Origin of the sequence: Williamsia deligens (assembly GCF_024171765.1) — a bacterium.
Classification (GTDB): Bacteria; Actinomycetota; Actinomycetes; order Mycobacteriales; family Mycobacteriaceae; genus Williamsia_A; species Williamsia_A deligens.
Map to the genome: position 1 here is coordinate 2,213,962 of NZ_JAMTCI010000001.1, position 15,980 is coordinate 2,229,941.

The window sequence follows — 15,980 nt, forward strand, 5'->3', positions numbered from 1 at the left end:
CGACCGGTCAGGCCGAGGCGCCGGGGGCGCGGACGACCATCGGCACGCCGGGGAACGCCGACGCCATCTCCGATCGCGACTTGCGCAGTGCGGCTGTGCCGTAGCCCTTCTTGCGGTGATCGGGGTGGATCCAGATGCGGACGTTGACCTCGCCGCCGACGAGTTCACCGAACACCAGGCCGACCTTGGTGGCGCCGTCGGAGGTGAGCTCCTCGGCGACATACCAGGCGGCCTCCTCGACGCGGACGCGCTCGGTGGCCAGCGCGATCTCCTCGTCGAGACCGCCCGCCGGGTTGCCCGAACCGTCTCCCGCGGAACCGATCTCCTCGGTGCGGGCGCCGAAGATGTCGCTGTCGACGGTGCCCTGGAACGCGCGCAGGCTCAGCGTGTCGCCGGAGCTGCCCGGGCGCTCGGTGAGGGTGAAGGTCAGCTGACGGTCGAGGTCCTCGAGTTCGGCCTGGTTCGCACGACGCTCGTCGACGGTCAGCTGCTGCAGGGACATCCCCATGACGGCCTCGGCGCCGAGGGTGGAGGAGTCGAGCAGTTGCGTCAGCGATCGCACGGCGCTGTCGCGGTCGGGGGCGTCGACGATGGCGTCGAGCACTTCGTGGCGCTTGTCGAACGCCGTCGAGAGGGCGTTCGTGATCTCCCTGCGCGCTGCTGCACGGTCATGATCGGTCATGGCGTCATCGTAGGACAGCCGCGCGCGCTGCGATCGGGGTTGGGCGCGACGGGGTGTCGCGGGTGTCAGGCGACGGCGGCCTTCTCCAGTTCGGCCAGCGCGTCCTCGAGGTGGTGGATCATCCGCTGCAGGCTCGGCAGGGTCTGCCGGCACCCGACGATGCCGAAGTCGAGGGCGTCGTCGTTGCTGGTGAACGTGATGTTCATGGCCTGGCCGTCCAGCGCGATGGACGCGGGATAGATGCCGTCGAGACGAGATCCGTTCCAGTACAACGGCTTGTCGGGGCCGGGCACGTTGGAGATGATGATGTTGAACGGCGGACGCGCGAGGGAGACGTAGCCGGGCAGCGGCGAGAGTGCCAGCGCCGACATGTTCACCGCGCTGAGCAGCAGGATCTGCAGCGGCGTCAGTTCCTTCATCAACTGCTTCGACGCCTGTGCGGACTCGCGGATGGTCTGCAGACGTGCCAGCGGGTCCTCGATGTCGGTCGCGAGGGAACAGATGACGGCACCCACCGAGTTCCCGCCGGCGCTGTCGGAGTCGGATCGGAGCGAGACGGGGACCATCGCCGTGAGCGACTTGTCGGGCAGGGCGTTGTTCTCCTGCAGGTAGCGGCGCAACGCACCACTGCACATCGCGAGCACCACGTCGTTCAGGGTCGCGCCGACGGAATCGCCGACGGCACGCACCCTCTCGATCTCCCAGGACTGCGCGACGAATCGACGAGCGCCGCCGATCGGGCCGTTGAGCATGGTGCGCGGGGCCTCGAACGGCGTGGTGAAGTTGTGGTCGCGGACGGCCTGGGTGAGCACCTTGAGCGACGCGGGCACCAGGCCGGCGGCCGTGGTCCCCAGGGAGACACCCTTGCCGATCACCGACAGCGGCAGGGCGAGCGGCCCGCCACCCGAGGACTGGACCTCCTTGGACCGGGGCGGCTGCGGATCCCAGGGGACACGGATCGTGGTGTCGTTCGGGTCGTCGGTCAGCGCACGCTGGGTGACCCGCAGGGCGGAGACGCCGTCGAGCAGGGAGTGGTGCACCTTGCTGTAGACCGCGATCCGACCGCCCTCGATGCCCTCGACGAGGTGCGTCTCCCACAGGGGGCGGTGACGGTCGAGCAGGGTGCCGTGCCACCGCGAGGTGAGCTGGAAGAGCTCACGGATGCGTCCCGGCCGGGGGACCGCCGAGTGCCGGATGTGGTAGTCGAGGTCGACGTGCGGTTCCTCTGTCCACCAGGTGTTCCCGACCGAACTGACGGGGTCGGCGGGACGCCGACGGAAGCGGCTGCTGACGTCGGTGTGCGAGCGGAGTTCGTCGACCATGTCGCGGGCGTAGTCGGGACCGGCGTCCTCGGGCGGGGTGAAGAGTTGCAGGCCGCCGACGTGCATCGGATGCTCGCGCGATTCGGCGAGCAGGAACATCGCGTCGGTCGGAGGCATGTATGTCACCGGACCAGTGTTGTCCCCTCGCCCCTGATCGGAGAGGGTTTTCACCCGACCGGACCGTAGACCGTGACCCGGGTCACGGAAAGGTCACCGCATGGGGGTTGTACTCAGTCCGACGGCACGCAGACGACGAGCGGGATCGTCCGGTCGGCCCACTCCTGGTACTGGTCCACGTCGGCGTACAGATCGGCCATCAGAGGCCACAGACGAGTCCGTTCGGCGTCGTCGGCGGGATGTGCCCGATACGCACGGGTGCGCTTGCCGATCTGGATGCGGACGTCCGGGTCGGCGACGAGGTTGAGGTACCAGAGCGGATGGTTCTTGCGACCACCCTGTGAGGCGACGAGCACGACGTTCTCGCCGTCGCGGAGGCAGAGCAGCGGGACGGTGCGCGGCTCGCCGGTCTTGCGCCCGGTGGTGGTGAGCAGGCAGACGGGTACGGGCTTCTTGAAGCCCGCTCCGATCCGCCAGTTGCCGCCGATGCGTCCGCCGGTGGCCTTGTACAGCGCGGTGTTGGCCTTCGACCCCCACTTGAGGATGGCTCCGACCGCGGGCGAGTCGAGTGCGCCCGGCTTCTCGCGGGTCTTCCTGTCCGATGTCATTGGAACATCTTCTCAGATTCGTTCCAAGATGGATGCCGTCGAGAGCGCGCCTCCCGCGCACATCGTGATCAACGCCGTCGACGAGTCGCTGCGCTCCAGTTCGTGCAAGGCCGTGGTGATGAGGCGGGCGCCCGTGCTGCCCACCGGGTGGCCGAGGGCGATGGCGCCGCCGTTGACGTTGACCCGGTCCATGTCGGGCTGATGGACCGACGCCCAGCTGAGCAGCACCGACGCGAACGCCTCGTTGACCTCGAAGCGGTCGATGTCGGACATCGACATCCCCGCCTTCGAGAGCGCCCGCTCGGTCGCCTGCACCGGACCGTCGAGGTGGTAGTACGGCTCGGCGCCGACGAGGGCCTGGGCGCGGAACCGGGCGCGCGGTGTCAGGCCGAGGGACCGCGCCTTGTCCTCGTCCATCAGCAGCACGGCGGCGGCGCCGTCGGACACCTGCGACGACGTGCCGGCCGTGTGGATCCCGCCCTCGATCACGGGCTTGAGGTTCCCGAGCGACTCGAGGGTCGTGTCCCGCAGCCCCTGGTCGCGGGTGACGTCGAGGATGTCCCCGGTCAGTTCGCCGTCCTTCGTGCGCTCGGGCGCCTTCATCGACAGCACCTCGCGGTCGAAACGGCCCTCGTCCCACGCCTGCCGGGCGAGACGCTGGCTGCGCTCGCCGAGGGCGTCGGTGTCGGCGCGGGTGATGCCCCGTCGCTGCGCGATCCGCTCGGCGGCCTCGAACTGATTGGGCATGTCGATGTCCCACGACTCGGGTCGACGCGGACCCGCTCCTTCGAGCATCACGTTGGCCCCGAGCGGCACCATGCTCATCGCCTCGACCCCGCAGGCGATGCCGACGTCGATGGTGCCGGTCGCGATGAGTCCGGCGATGAGGTGGTTGGCCTGCTGGGCTGAACCGCACTGGCAGTCGACCGTGGTGGCGCCGGTCTGCCACGGCAGCCCCTCGTTCAGCCACGCCGTCCGGGTGACGTTGTTGCCCTGCGCACCCACCTGCATGACGCACCCGCCGACGACCTGCTCGACGAGGAGGGGGTCGATGCCGGCGCGCTCGATGACGCCGCGCTGCACCGCTCCCAGGATCTCGGCGGGATGCAGACCGGACAACCACCCGGCCCGCTTCCCGATCGGCGAACGCACTGCTTCCACGATGACCGGCTTGCCCATACCTGCAAACTAGAACACGTTCTCACTTCAGTCCACATCGGGCGCCGGAAATGCTTCCCGATCGGCGCCGTCGGGTGTTCACTGAGAACTGGAACAGGTTCACCACGTGAGGAAGCTCGATCATGACCGGAGCCGACGCCCTGCCCACGCCCACCTCGGGATGTCCGGTCTTCACCGACCCCGTGTTGCGGGACGGTGTGGATCTGACCAGCCCGTCGTTGTTGCAGGGCGGGATCCCGCACGCGACGTTCGCCGAGTTGCGGCAGACCGCGCCCGTTCACTGGGTCGACCAACCCGCCGGCAGCGGCGGCGGTTTCCGGGACGGCGGCTACTGGGCGGTGACGCGGCACGAGGACATCCGGGCGATCTCGAAGAACAACGACCTGTGGTCGGCGAACGCGAACGGTGTCATCGTGCGCTTCGACGACGCTATGGAGCCCGAGGCACTCGAGGTGACCAAGGCGCTCGTCATCAACCACGACCCACCGGACCACACGCGCCTGCGCAAGTTGGTGTCGAAGACGTTCACGCCGCGGTCGGTGCATGCCCTGGAGGAGGGGCTGGCCGAGCGGGCGCGGCAGATCGTCGAGAAGGCCGCGGCGAACGACGGGACGGGGGACTTCGTCCACGACGTCGCCGTCGAGTTGCCGCTGCAGGCCATCGCCGACCTCCTCGGTGTGCCGCAGGAGGATCGGCAGAAGTTGTTCGCGTGGTCGAACGCGATGATGAACTACGACGACCCCGACTTCACCGACGACCCGCAGATGGCGTCGGCGCAGATGCTCGGTTACGCCTACGAGATGGCCGAGGACCGCAAGAAGTGCCCTGTCGGTGACATCGTCACCGAACTCGTCCACGCCGACATCGACGGGCACGCGCTCGACGAACTCGAGTTCGGCTACTTCTTCATCATGTTGAGCGTCGCCGGCAACGAGACGACGCGCAACGCGATCAGCCGCGGCATGAACGCGTTCCTCGACAACCCCGAGCAGTGGGAGCTCTTCCGGCGCGAGCGCCCGGCGACCGCGGCCGACGAGATCGTGCGATGGGCGACGCCGGTGAACTGTTTCCAGAGGACGGCGAAGGCCGACGTGCAGCTCGGTGGGGCGCAGATCCGCGAGGGTCAGCGCGTCGGCATGTTCTACGGGTCGGCGAACTACGACACCGACGTCTTCACCGACCCGTTCACCTTCGACATCACACGAGACCCCAACCCGCACGTCGGTTTCGGCGGGCACGGCGCCCACTACTGCGTGGGCGCGAATCTCGCGCGCATGGAGATCGACCTGATCTTCGGGGCCATCGCCGACCACATGCCCGACATCACCAAGGTCGCCGAACCCCGGTATCTCCGCCACGGGTGGATCAACGGGATCAAGGAGTTGTCGGTCCGCTACCGCTGAGGTTCTCCTCGCCGTCCACAACCGACACCCATGTCGACCACCGCGTGCACGATGCACTCGGCGACGCGCATCGGTGTCAGTGGTGTACCCGCATGCCCGAGCCGGGCACACTGTTCGCCATGCGTACCTTCCGGCCGTTCGCGGCGCTGCTCCCGGTTCTCGTCGCCGTCGGTCTGACGACGGCTCCGGCGCAGGCGGCACCGTCCGTCGACATGCAGATCCGGTCGCTCGCGGCCGCAGCCCACGTCGACGTCGGGGTGTGGGCACGGGATCTGACGACCGGACGGGTGATCGCGTCGGTCGACGCCGACCGGCGGTTCCCGGTGCTGTCGATGTCGAAGGTGTACCTCGCGGCAGCAGTGCTCGATGCCGCCCGCCACGGTCGGCTGCGTCTGGACACCCCGGTGCCGGTCCGCGCGCGGGACATCGTCGCCAACTCGCCGGTCACGCAGACGTTCGTCGGACGCACCATGACCTACCCCGAGATCGCGACCGCGGCGCTGCAGCGCAGCGACAACACCGCGGCGAACCTCATGTTCGCCGCGATCGGTGGCCCCGCCGCGGTGACGGCGTTCGCCCGATCTGTCCGCGACCCGGCGACGGTGATGGTGCGACAGGAGACGGCGCTGAACACCGCGATCCCCGGGGACCTGCGCGACACGACCGTCCCCCAGGCGTGGGCGGCGGGGCTGCGCGCGGTGATGGTCGGCGACCGGCTCGATCCCCGCGACCGGGCGACGCTCGTCGGGTGGATGCGCGGGACGAGGACGTCGGACAAGCGTTTCCGCGCGAACCTGCGCGCCGGATGGACGTCGGCGGACAAGACCGGCTCCGGCGACTTCGGCACGGCGAACGACGGCGGCCTGCTCATCGGGCCGCGGGGACAACGGATCCTGCTGGTCGTGCAGACCCGCAACAGCCGTGTCGACCCCGACGCCACGCCTAACCAGGACATCATCGGGCGGGTGGCTGCGCTGGTGGCGCGCGCGGTCTGACGGGTCAGGCCTTTGTCCGCCTGACGGGTCAGGCCTTTGTCCGCCTGACGGGTCAGGCCTTTGTCATCGACTCCATCGTCTTCTGGACCTCCCAGAAGGCGCGGAGGGCGACGAGCTTGCCGGCGTCGTCGGCGCGGTAGGTGAACACGCCTCGCGAGGTGGTGACGTGTCCGCCGATGTGGGTCACGATGCGGCCGATGTAGGCGACCTCGTTCCCGCAGATGATCTCTTCGTCGAACTCGAAGTCGAGGCGCTCGGTGGTCGCGATCGTCATGTCCCAGAACGCCGAGATGGCGTCCCGCCCGCGGTGACCGGTCCCGTGTTCGTCGAACATCGACGGTCCGACGGGGTCCTCGACGACGGCGTCGTCGGCGAAGTTGTCGAGCCATCCCTGCTTGTCGCGGGCGGCCACCATCTCGCGGGAGACGCGTCCGGCGACGACGGCGGGGTTGTTCTCCCGGTCGATGTAGAGGTAGGCGGGCTTGGCGCTCATGGCTTGTCCGCGCCGAGCAACCACATCGAGAAGTACTGCGACCCACCGCCGTAGGCGTGTCCCAGCGCGGTGCGGGCGCCGTCGACCTGGTGGTCACCGGCCTTGCCCTGGACCTGGCGGGCGGCCTCGGCGCACCGGATCATGCCCGACGCACCGATCGGGTTCGACGAGAGGACGCCGCCCGAGGGGTTGACCGGCATCCGTCCGCCGAAATCGGTCTCGCCGGCCTCGGTGAGCTTCCAGCCCTCGTTGATCGCGGCGAACCCGAGGTTCTCGAGCCACATCGGTTCGAACCACGAGAAGGGGACGTAGATCTCGGCGACGTCCACCTCGTCGAGCGGGTCGGTGACCCCGGCGTCGCGCCACAGGGCGGCGGACGCGTCCCGGCCGGCCTGCGGGCTCACCACGTTGCGGTGGGCGTAGGCGAGGGGCTCGGTCCGCATGGCGGTCGCGCGGATCCACGCGACCGGGGTCCCGTCGGCGACGGCGTCGTCGGCGGACTTCTCGTCACCGATGACCACGGCACACGCGCCGTCCGACGACGGACAGGTCTCGTCGTACCGGATGGGGTCCCAGAGCATCTGGGATGCCATGACGCTCTCGACGGTGATGTCGGGCTGGTGCAGGTGGGCCAGCGGGTTCTTCGCGCCGTTGCGGCGGTCCTTGGCGGCGACGATGGCGCCGATGTGCTCGGGGGCACCGGCCTGCCGGATGTAGGCGCGGACGTGGGGGGCGAAGAACCCACCCGCACCGGCACCGACCGGCATGGTGAACGGGACGGGGATCGACAACGCCCACATGGCGTTCGACTCCGACTGTTTCTCCCACGCGACGGCCAGCACCCGTTTGTGGATGCCGGACTTGACCAGCGACGACGCCACCACCGCGGTCGACGCCCCGACCGACCCCGCGGTGTGCACGCGGATCAGTCGCTTCCCGACGGCGCCGAGCGACGCTGCCATCGACAGCTCCGGCATCATCGACCCCTCGAACAGGTCGGGGGCCTTGCCGATCACGACGGCGTCGATGTCGTCCATCGTGTAGCCGGAGTCGGCCAGTGCGGCGTCGATGGCCTCACGGCACATCCCGGCCATCGTCACGTCGTGCCGCTTGGCGACGTACTTGGTCTGCCCGGTCCCGATGACCGCGGCGCGGTTGCCACCCATCTGTGTCACTCCCCGCTTCCGGCGGCGCCGGACAGGGCGACCACCATGTTCTGTTGCAGCAACGGTCCGCTCGTGGCGTGCGCGAGCGCCGTGCCCGCCTCCCCGGCGAGGATGGCGGTGGCGGCGAAGCCGATGCGCTCGAGACCCGCCGCGAACATCGGGTTGGCCGCCAGCGCTCCTCCGGAGGGGTTGATCCGCACCGAGCCGGGCAGTCGCAGTTCGTTTCTCAGGATGAGTTCCTGATGGGTGAACGGCGCGTACAGCTCGGCGATGTCGAACGCGCGGTCGTCGCCCAGCGCGCTGTCGCCGGCGAGGCGGGTCGACGGTGACGTGGTGAGGTCGCGGGCACCGAAGTTCGGGGTGTCGATGCGGTGGTCCCAGCCGGTGACCCATGCAGGGTTCGCGACGAGCTCCTTCGCGCGGTCCTCGCTCGCCAGGATGAGTGCCGCGGCACCGTCGGTGTAGCGCGATGCGTCGTGGGCCCGCAGCGGAGCGGCGGTGAGCGGCTCGGCGAGCAGGTCGTCGACGTCGCGGCCGAGGGTGCGCGCCGCGACCTCGGCCATCTGCCGTTCGGTCCATGCCCCCGACTCGAGACCCAGGCGCGCCTGCAGGCCGGCCAGCGACGACGCGTCCGGCCACAGCGGTGACACCGTGTACGGATCGGTCTGCAGGGCGAGCGTGAGATCCATGGTCCCGGCGGACGGTTTGCCGAACCCGTAGGCCAGGGCGAGGTCGACCTCCCCGGTCGAGATCTTCACGTACGCCTCGTAGGCCGCCCACGCTGCGTCCATCTCCACGTGGGACTCGTTGATCGGCGGTACGGCGCCGATGGAGTCGATCGCGGAGATGAACGAGAACGCCCGCCCCGCCAGGTAATCCGACGAGCCGCTGCACCAGAAGTCGATGTCGGTGCGGCTGATGCCCAGCTCGGCGTAGAGCTTGGCGAAGCAGGGCATGAGCATCTCGACACCGTTGGTGGTGCCGAAGGTGCGGTCGACATGCGGGCTGTGGGCGAACCCGACGACCGCCACGCGTGGTGCGTTCACAGGTGACTCCGGTAGGTCTCGTAGTCGGCGTCGGGCTCACCCGACGGCTTGAAATGGCTGATGTTGCGCAACGTGTGGTCCCACTCGGACTCGTCGCGCCACACCGCCTTGACCCGCATCCCCATCCGGACCTCGTGGGCCTCGCACTCCAGGATGAGGTGCAGGAAGCCGATGTCCGACCCGTCGAGGACGACGTACGCCGCGACGTAGGGCGGCTTGATCTGCTGTCCGAGGAACGGGACGTTGACGATGCAGAAGGTCGTCACGATGCCGGTGTCGGGCAGTTCCACCTTCTCGGTGGTGGGGTCGCCGTTGGCGGGGCTGGACACGCGGGGCGGGAAGTAGACACCGTCGCTGGTGCGGCCGCCGATCAACTTCCCCTGTTTGAGGCCTTCGAGGTACCAGGTCTCGACCACCGTTGCGGCGTGGTCGATCTCGAGCCCGATGGGGTAGCTGACGACGCCGGGGATCTCCTGCTCCGTCGTCGACGGCACCGCGTCCGTGGCGGTGTCGCCCGGGACGAAGTGGGTGATGTCGGTGATGCGACCGGTGCGTTCCTCGGCCCACACGGGGACCACGCGGGCGCCGGTGCTCAGCGCGTCGGGGGAGTCGACGGCGACGGCGTGCAACAGGTCGGTGTCGGCTCCGTCGAGCCGGATGAGCGCCCACGCGAACGGGGTCTCCGACGGCTGACCCGGCAACGGGGTCGGCTGCCACGACCAGCTCGTGACCGTGCCGACCGGGCCGACGTCGACGAACTCCGTGGTGGGTGCCCCCGTCTCGGGGTCGAACTCGCTCGGCGGCACCATCACCGTGCCCGCGGCCGTGCGTCCGCCCACGATCCGGCCCGCCCGGATGCCGTCGGCGAAGCGGCCCAGCACCGGTCCGAGGGAGCGGGTGTAGTCGAAGCTGTTGCGCAGTGGCGCGGTGAGCACCGCCGTCTCGGGTTCGGGGACGTCGGCGACCGCGGACGCCAGCGCAGAGGCCGGCCCGGGTCCTGTCTCGCTGATGGTCACCCAGCGAGTAGAACAGGTTCTAGTATTGGTGCGCAAGAACCGTCTCCGGGAGGCTCACGTGAAGCTGGGACTGCAGTTGGGCTACTGGGGCGCGGGCCCCATCGAGAACGCCCCGGAGCTGATCGCCGCGGCCGAGGAATCCGGGTTCGACGCCGTGTTCACCGCCGAGTCGTGGGGCTCGGACGCCTTCACCCCGTTGGCGTGGTGGGGGAGTGCGACCTCAAGGGTCCGCCTGGGCACCGCGGTCGCGCAGATCTCCGCGCGGCCACCCACCTCGCTGGCGATGCATGCGCTGACGGTCGACCACCTCTCCGGCGGCCGCCACATCCTCGGGATCGGTGTGTCCGGGCCGCAGGTCGTCGAGGGGTGGTACGGGCAGCCGTTCGCCAAGCCGTTGGCGCGCACACGTGAATACGTGCAGGTCATCCGCGACGTCCTCGACCGGCAGGGCCCCGTGATCAACGCCGGTCCGCACTACCCCCTGCCCTATCCCTCCGACGCGCCGGGGGCGACCGGACTCGGCAAGTCGCTCAAACCGATCACCCACCCGCTGCGGTCCGATCTGCCGATCTGGCTGGGCGCAGAGGGACCGAAGAACATCGCGCTGGCCGGCGAGATCGCCGACGGGTGGCTCGCGATCTACTACACGCCGCGACTGGCCGACCGGTACGAGGAGTGGCTGGCCGAGGGGATGAGTCGCCCCGGTGCGCGTCGGACGCGCGAGGAGTTCGAGGTGGCTGCGACCGTGCAGGTGGAGATCACCGACGACGTCGCCGCCACCGTCGACTCCTACAAGCCCATCACCGCCTTCTACCTGGGCGGGATGGGTGCCAAGGACCTCAACTTCCACGCCGAGGTCTATCGCCGGATGGGGTACGCCGAGGCGGTCGACGAGATCAGCGCGTTGTTCGCCGAGGGCCGTCGCGACGAGGCCATCGCTGCCGTCCCCGACGAGCTGGTCCGCGAGACCATGATCGTCGGCGACACGGAGACCGTCCGGACGGAGATCAAGCGGTGGGAGGCGGCCGGTGTGTCGATGCTGATGGTGACCGCGCGCTCGGCCGACCTTGTCCGCCGGTTGGGGGAGCTGGTCTAATGGCCGCGCAGGACTAGAACACGTTCTAGAAATCGCGGCCCACCCGCCGCTCGAGGAGGCAACAGTGTCCAGCCCCGACGCGCCGATCGGATTGTGGAACATCGCCCGGGAGACCCCCGAGCGCATCGCTCTCGTCGACCCCGACGGGGTCGAGCACTCCTACGGTGAGATCGCCTCGCGTGCCAACCGGGTGTCGAACGGTCTGCGCCGCCACGGGTTCGTCACCGGCGACACCCTCGTCATCGCGACGCCCAACTGCGTCGAGACGGTGGTGTTGCAGTTCGCCGCGCTGCAGATCGGGCTGTACCTCGCGCCCGTCAACTGGCACCTCACCGGACCCGAGATCGCCTACATCCTCGGCGACAGCGAGGCCAAGATCTTCGTCGCCCACGAATGGTTCGCCGAGACCGCCCAGATCGCGGCCCGGGAGGCGGGGTTCTCCGCCGACAACTTGTTCGCGGTGGGGTCGGTCGACGGGTTCCGTCCCCTCGACGACCTCGTCGCCGGCGTGGACGACGGTCTCCCGGACGACCGCACCACCGGCGCTCCGATGCTCTACACGTCGGGCACCACCGGCAAGCCGAAGGGTGTGCGACGCCCGCTCACCGGCGCGGCTCCTGAGCAGGCCGCCCTCGGCGGCATCGGGTTCTTCGGCGTGATGGGCCTCGTCCCGCACGACGACCACGTCCACATCTGCGGGTCGCCGCTCTACCACACGGCCGTCGTCAACTTCGTGATGATCTCGATGCAGCTGGGCCACAAGGTCGTCCTGATGGACAAGTGGGATCCCGAACAGATGCTCGCGCTCATCGAGAAGCACAGGGTGACCCAGAGTCACATGGTGCCGACGCAGTTCCACCGCCTGCTCGCGTTGCCGGAGGAGGTCCGCGCGAAGTACGACGTCTCGTCGCTGCGGAACATGATCCACGGCGCCGCACCGTGTCCGCGGGAGATCAAGCAGCAGATGCTCGAGTGGTGGGGGCCGGTCGTGACCGAGTACTACGCCGCCACCGAGGGCGGCGGCACCACGATCTTCGGCGACGAGTGGTTGACCCACCCCGGATCGGTGGGCAAGGCGTGGTCGTACTCCGTCGTGAAGATCCTCGACGACAACGGCGACGAGGTGCCCCGCGGTGAGAGCGGCCAGGTCTACATGGAGATGAAGGGCTCCTCCTTCGAGTACTACAAGGACAAGGAGAAGACCCAGAAGGCCCGCGTCGGGAACATGTTCACCACCGGCGACATCGGGTACATGGACGACGACGGCTACCTGTATCTCCTCGACCGCAAGAACGACATGATCATCTCCGGTGGCGTCAACATCTATCCCGCCGAGATCGAGGGTGAGCTGGCGGTGCATCCGAAGGTCGCCGATGTCGCGGTCTTCGGTGTGCCGCACGCCGATTGGGGCGAGGAGATCAAGGCCGTCGTGCAGCCCGCGCCGGGTGTCGTCGGCGACGACGCGCTCACCGACGAGCTCATGTCGTACGCGCGGGAGCGGCTGGCGAAGTTCAAGCTGCCGCGGTCCATCGACTACATCGACGAGATGCCCCGCGCCGACAACGGCAAGCTCTACAAGCGTCGACTCCGGGATCCGTACTGGGAGAACGCCGAACGCGCGATCTGACCTCGAGCCCGTCTGTCGGCCCCCACCCCGTCTGTTGGGCGGCAGGAACCGTCCGTTGGGCGGCAGGAACCATCTGGTGGGCGCTCGGAGCCCGTCTCGCCGTCCCGTTGGACGCGGTCACGCCGTCGCTGCGGCGGCATCCCCGCACCTGAGCAGCGATCTGATCGCGAATGCCGCCCAACGAACGGCTCCTACCGCCCAATCGACGGTTCCTGCCGCCCAACGAACGGTCCCTACCGCCCGACAGACGGGTGTGCGTCAGGCGTTGGGGACCGCCGCGCGGGTCCGGGGACGCAGGGTGAGCTCGAAACCCTCGGGCAACATCGTCAACCGCTCGGTGACGCGGAGGTCGTAGTCGGGATCGGCCTCGAGGTCGAAGCGGTGCAGCATGGTCGCCAGCACCAGCACCGCCTCGTGGATCGCGAACTGGCGCCCGATGCACGACCGCAGCCCCGCCCCGAACGGCCTGTAGCTGTGCGGCGGGCGCTTCTTGACGTTCTCGGGGAGGAAGCGGTCCGGGTCGAAGCGGTCCGGCTCGTCCCAGACCGCCGGATCCTTGTGCACCGCACCGAGGCTCACGACGGCGTAGTCGTCTGTGTCCATGGCGTACTCGCCGCCGAGTGTCGTCGACCCCCGCGGGCCGCGACCGAACCCGGGCACCGTCGGCCAGATCCGCAGCGACTCGTCGAGCACCCGACGGATGTAGCGGAACTTGGCCACCTGCTCGAACTCCGGCATCGCGGTGGGGTCGTCGCCGAGCATCTCGTCGGCCTCGGCACGGGCGCGGGCGAGGCATTCCGGGTTGCGGGCGAGGTAGTGCAGTGCGAACGACAGTGCCCCGGAGGTCGTCTCGTGGCCGGCGACCAGGAACGTCAGGATCTGATACCGGATGTTGATCGGTGACAGCTTCTCGCCGGTCTCCGGGTGTGCGACGTTGAGCATGATGCCGAGCAGGTCGTGCTGGTCGTCGGTTCCCGTCCGTGCGGTGATGAGCTCGTCGAGCATGGTGTCGACGTAGTCCTGGTGACGCGCGAAGCGGCGGTCCAGCAGCCACGCCAGGGCGCTGCCGCCGGGGATGGTCCGCACCGTCCCCTTCCGGCGACCGGTCTCGAGCGCCGTGACCATCGCGGCGACGAAGGGGTGCGGCTCGGCGGACCGGAACGACCCGAAGTCCTGGCTGAAGGCCGTGCGCGTCAGCGTCTCCATGGTCAGCTTGGTCATGTCGCGGGAGACGTCGACGGGGCCGTCGGCCAGTCGCTGCTGCCAGTAGTCGAACAGCTCGGTCGCCGTCTCGATCATCAGCGGGTGATAGGAGCGCATCGCCGACTTGGTGAACGCCGGCGCGAGGAGCTCGTGGGCCAGTTGCCAGTTCGGCTCCTCGTTGTACGCGGTGAACAGACCGTCGCCGGCGTAGTCGCGCAAGGCGTCCACCGCGGGCGGCAACGCCTTGCAGAAGCGCGTTTCGTCGCACAGTTCGGCGGTGAGTGCGGCGGTGCCGACGAACACCAGTCGCTGGCGCAGCACCTTGAGTTCCCAGATCGGGCCCAGCTCCCTCGAGGCCTCCAGCATGCTCTGGATCGGTCGGTGTCGGTCGATGGTCGCCAGATCGCCGACGACCGGGCGGCGGCCGTCGGGGTGGGGGAACTGTCGGCCGTTCCAGTCGTTGCGTGCCACGACTCGACTGTCCCGCGCTGTTGAACCGGTGTCAAGTAGCGGCGGCTATCCTGTCCGGGTGACGACCACGCGGACGCGGATGAGCCCGGCGAGGAGGCGGGACCAACTCCTCGACCTCGGCGTCGAACTCTTCGCGACCCATCCCTACGACGAGGTGCACATCGAGCGCGTCGCCGAGCTCGCCGGCGTCTCGCGGGGACTGCTCTACCACTACTTCCCGGGCAAGCGGGAGTTCTTCGTCGCGATGCTGGGTCGCGAGAACGAGCGACTGATGCACGAGACCGCGCCGGACCCGACGCAGCCGCCGATCACGCAGCTGGAGAACGGGATCCGCGCCTTCGTCGACCACTGCCTGCACCACGAGTACGGGGTGCGCGCGGTCTTCCGAGGGGGTGTCAGCTCGGACCCGGACATCGTCGCGCTGGTGTCGGGGTCCATCGACATCCAGGTCGAACGGATCCTCGCGGCGGCCGGAGCGACCGAGGACCCCGCGCCGATCCTCGTCCTCACGCTGCGCAGCTGGATCGGCATGTTGCGGGCTGCCGCCTACGAGATGCTCACCGACAAGCGCGTCGCACCCGACGACGTCGTGGCGATGTGCCGTGCGGCGTTCTTCGGCGCGCTGTCGGGGTTGCCGCCGACCGTGCTCACCCCGGTGATGACCCAGCTCCTCGACGGGGAGGCCGTCACCTCCCGGTGAAGACCGGCTTCTCCTTGCTCGCGAACGCCTTCGGGCCGATCTTGGCGTCGTCGCTCGCGAACACCTTCTTGCCCAGTGCCGTCTCGACCGGGAACGCGTCCATCTCGTGAAGGCCCTCGGTGTCGCGGATCGTGCGCAGGATGTTCTGCACGGCAACGGGTCCGTTCGCAGCGATACGGTCGGCGATCTCGAGCGCCTTCTCCAGCGCGGTGCCGTCGGGGACGACGTAGCCGATCAGTCCGTAGGACAGCGCCTCCGGTGCAGTGACCTGCCGGCCGGTCAGCAGCATGTCCGCGGCGATCGTGTACGGGATCTGCCGGACGAGGCGAACGGCGCTGCCGCCCATCGGGAACAGCCCCCAGCGGGCCTCGGCGACGCCGAAGCGCGCACTCTCACCGGCGACGCGGATGTCGGTGCCCTGCAGGATCTCGGTCCCGCCGGCGATGGCGGGCCCCTCGACCGCGGCGATCAGCGGCTTGGTGAGCCGTCGTCCCTTCAGCAGGGCCGGCAGATGGGTCGGGTCGAACGCGCCGGAGTCGAAACTGTCACCCGGGGCCTGCTTGCTCATGGCCTTGAGGTCGGCACCCGCGCAGAAGTACCCACCCGCGCCGGTGAGGACGGCGACGCGGATGTCGTCGTCGGAGTCGACCCGATCCCACGCCTCGACCATGATCCGCATCATCTCGGTCGACAGTGCGTTGCGGGCGTGCGGCCGGTTGAGGGTGATGATCAGCGTGTGTCCGCGCTTCTCGACGAGGCATTCGGGCTCAGGGGTGTCCGGCACGGTGCGACTCCCTCTCGATCAGGCAGGTGTTCTGCGGATTCCTTGCCCAAAACGGTAACACGTTCTAGTTTT

The 15,980-nt window shown here is 69.0% G+C and carries 15 protein-coding genes; 5 read left to right on the forward strand and 10 right to left on the reverse strand.

From position 1 onward, the window contains the following. Positions 1–7: 7 nt before the first annotated feature. The 4 genes from LX14_RS10425 to LX14_RS10440 form a co-directional block, all read right to left on the reverse strand. Positions 8–682: a GNAT family N-acetyltransferase gene (locus LX14_RS10425; RefSeq protein ID WP_253647134.1), complete on the reverse strand. Its 675-nt coding sequence runs from the start codon at positions 680–682 to the stop codon at positions 8–10. A gap of 65 nt (positions 683–747) precedes the next feature. Next, positions 748–2,121, reverse strand: coding sequence for a WS/DGAT/MGAT family O-acyltransferase (locus LX14_RS10430; RefSeq protein ID WP_253647972.1), 1,374 nt, complete (start codon positions 2,119–2,121; stop codon positions 748–750). A 113-nt stretch (positions 2,122–2,234) separates the two neighbouring features. Further along, a complete protein-coding gene (locus LX14_RS10435) occupies positions 2,235–2,729 on the reverse strand; it encodes a nitroreductase family deazaflavin-dependent oxidoreductase (RefSeq protein WP_253647135.1) in 495 nt (164 codons plus the stop codon). A 12-nt stretch (positions 2,730–2,741) separates the two neighbouring features. Next, positions 2,742–3,908, reverse strand: a complete 1,167-nt coding sequence (locus LX14_RS10440) for a steroid 3-ketoacyl-CoA thiolase (RefSeq protein ID WP_253647136.1) — start codon at positions 3,906–3,908, stop codon at positions 2,742–2,744. A gap of 122 nt (positions 3,909–4,030) precedes the next feature. On the opposite strand from LX14_RS10440, the gene LX14_RS10445 reads away from it, so the two are divergent. Beyond that, positions 4,031–5,311: a cytochrome P450 gene (locus tag LX14_RS10445; protein WP_253647137.1), complete on the forward strand. Its 1,281-nt coding sequence runs from the start codon at positions 4,031–4,033 to the stop codon at positions 5,309–5,311. A 92-nt stretch (positions 5,312–5,403) separates the two neighbouring features. Beyond that, on the forward strand, positions 5,404–6,306 hold the full coding sequence (gene bla, locus LX14_RS10450; RefSeq protein WP_253647138.1) for a class A beta-lactamase: 903 nt from the start codon (positions 5,404–5,406) through the stop codon (positions 6,304–6,306). A gap of 52 nt (positions 6,307–6,358) precedes the next feature. On the opposite strand, the gene LX14_RS10455 is transcribed toward bla, so the two are convergent. The 4 genes from LX14_RS10455 to LX14_RS10470 are packed head-to-tail and all read right to left on the reverse strand — an operon-like array spanning position 6,359 to position 10,021. Further along, entirely contained in the window at positions 6,359–6,799 is a 441-nt protein-coding gene (locus LX14_RS10455) for a nuclear transport factor 2 family protein (RefSeq protein ID WP_253647139.1), read from the reverse strand. Beyond that, positions 6,796–7,965 (reverse strand): thiolase family protein, encoded by a 1,170-nt coding sequence (locus LX14_RS10460; protein WP_253647140.1) that lies wholly within the window; start codon positions 7,963–7,965, stop codon positions 6,796–6,798. Before LX14_RS10460 ends, LX14_RS10455 begins: the two co-directional genes overlap by 4 nt. A gap of 5 nt (positions 7,966–7,970) precedes the next feature. Continuing rightward, positions 7,971–9,011 carry a thiolase family protein gene (locus tag LX14_RS10465; protein ID WP_253647141.1) on the reverse strand — a complete coding sequence of 347 codons (1,041 nt, stop codon included), beginning with the start codon at positions 9,009–9,011 and terminating at the stop codon, positions 7,971–7,973. Continuing rightward, positions 9,008–10,021, reverse strand: coding sequence for a Zn-ribbon domain-containing OB-fold protein (locus LX14_RS10470; RefSeq protein WP_372505375.1), 1,014 nt, complete (start codon positions 10,019–10,021; stop codon positions 9,008–9,010). The genes LX14_RS10465 and LX14_RS10470 overlap by 4 nt, the downstream gene beginning before the upstream one ends. Positions 10,022–10,085: 64 nt before the next feature. Here LX14_RS10470 and LX14_RS10475 point away from each other — a divergent pair, with 64 nt between their 5' ends. Both LX14_RS10475 and LX14_RS10480 read left to right on the forward strand, forming a co-directional pair. Continuing rightward, positions 10,086–11,123, forward strand: coding sequence for an LLM class F420-dependent oxidoreductase (locus LX14_RS10475; protein WP_253647143.1), 1,038 nt, complete (start codon positions 10,086–10,088; stop codon positions 11,121–11,123). A 64-nt stretch (positions 11,124–11,187) separates the two neighbouring features. Then, positions 11,188–12,750 carry an acyl-CoA synthetase gene (locus LX14_RS10480; protein ID WP_253647144.1) on the forward strand — a complete coding sequence of 521 codons (1,563 nt, stop codon included), beginning with the start codon at positions 11,188–11,190 and terminating at the stop codon, positions 12,748–12,750. 258 nt (positions 12,751–13,008) lie between these two features. On the opposite strand, the gene LX14_RS10485 is transcribed toward LX14_RS10480, so the two are convergent. Continuing rightward, complete coding sequence (locus LX14_RS10485; protein WP_253647145.1) at positions 13,009–14,424, reverse strand: cytochrome P450; 1,416 nt, start codon at positions 14,422–14,424, stop codon at positions 13,009–13,011. A 58-nt stretch (positions 14,425–14,482) separates the two neighbouring features. On the opposite strand from LX14_RS10485, the gene LX14_RS10490 reads away from it, so the two are divergent. Further along, positions 14,483–15,124 carry a TetR/AcrR family transcriptional regulator gene (locus LX14_RS10490; RefSeq protein ID WP_253647146.1) on the forward strand — a complete coding sequence of 214 codons (642 nt, stop codon included), beginning with the start codon at positions 14,483–14,485 and terminating at the stop codon, positions 15,122–15,124. Here the strand turns inward: LX14_RS10490 and LX14_RS10495 are convergent. Further along, positions 15,111–15,908: a crotonase/enoyl-CoA hydratase family protein gene (locus LX14_RS10495; RefSeq protein WP_253647147.1), complete on the reverse strand. Its 798-nt coding sequence runs from the start codon at positions 15,906–15,908 to the stop codon at positions 15,111–15,113. The genes LX14_RS10490 and LX14_RS10495 overlap by 14 nt on opposite strands. Positions 15,909–15,980 lie beyond the last annotated feature (72 nt).

Coding starts and splice junctions, on each gene's coding strand:
- LX14_RS10425 (WP_253647134.1), bottom strand. CDS start 682: ATGACCGATCATGACCGTGCAGCAGCGCGCAGGGAGATCACGAACGCC.
- LX14_RS10430 (WP_253647972.1), bottom strand. CDS start 2,121: ATGCCTCCGACCGACGCGATGTTCCTGCTCGCCGAATCGCGCGAGCAT.
- LX14_RS10435 (WP_253647135.1), bottom strand. CDS start 2,729: ATGACATCGGACAGGAAGACCCGCGAGAAGCCGGGCGCACTCGACTCG.
- LX14_RS10440 (WP_253647136.1), bottom strand. CDS start 3,908: ATGGGCAAGCCGGTCATCGTGGAAGCAGTGCGTTCGCCGATCGGGAAG.
- LX14_RS10445 (WP_253647137.1), top strand. CDS start 4,031: ATGACCGGAGCCGACGCCCTGCCCACGCCCACCTCGGGATGTCCGGTC.
- bla (WP_253647138.1), top strand. CDS start 5,404: ATGCCCGAGCCGGGCACACTGTTCGCCATGCGTACCTTCCGGCCGTTC.
- LX14_RS10455 (WP_253647139.1), bottom strand. CDS start 6,799: ATGAGCGCCAAGCCCGCCTACCTCTACATCGACCGGGAGAACAACCCC.
- LX14_RS10460 (WP_253647140.1), bottom strand. CDS start 7,965: ATGGGTGGCAACCGCGCCGCGGTCATCGGGACCGGGCAGACCAAGTAC.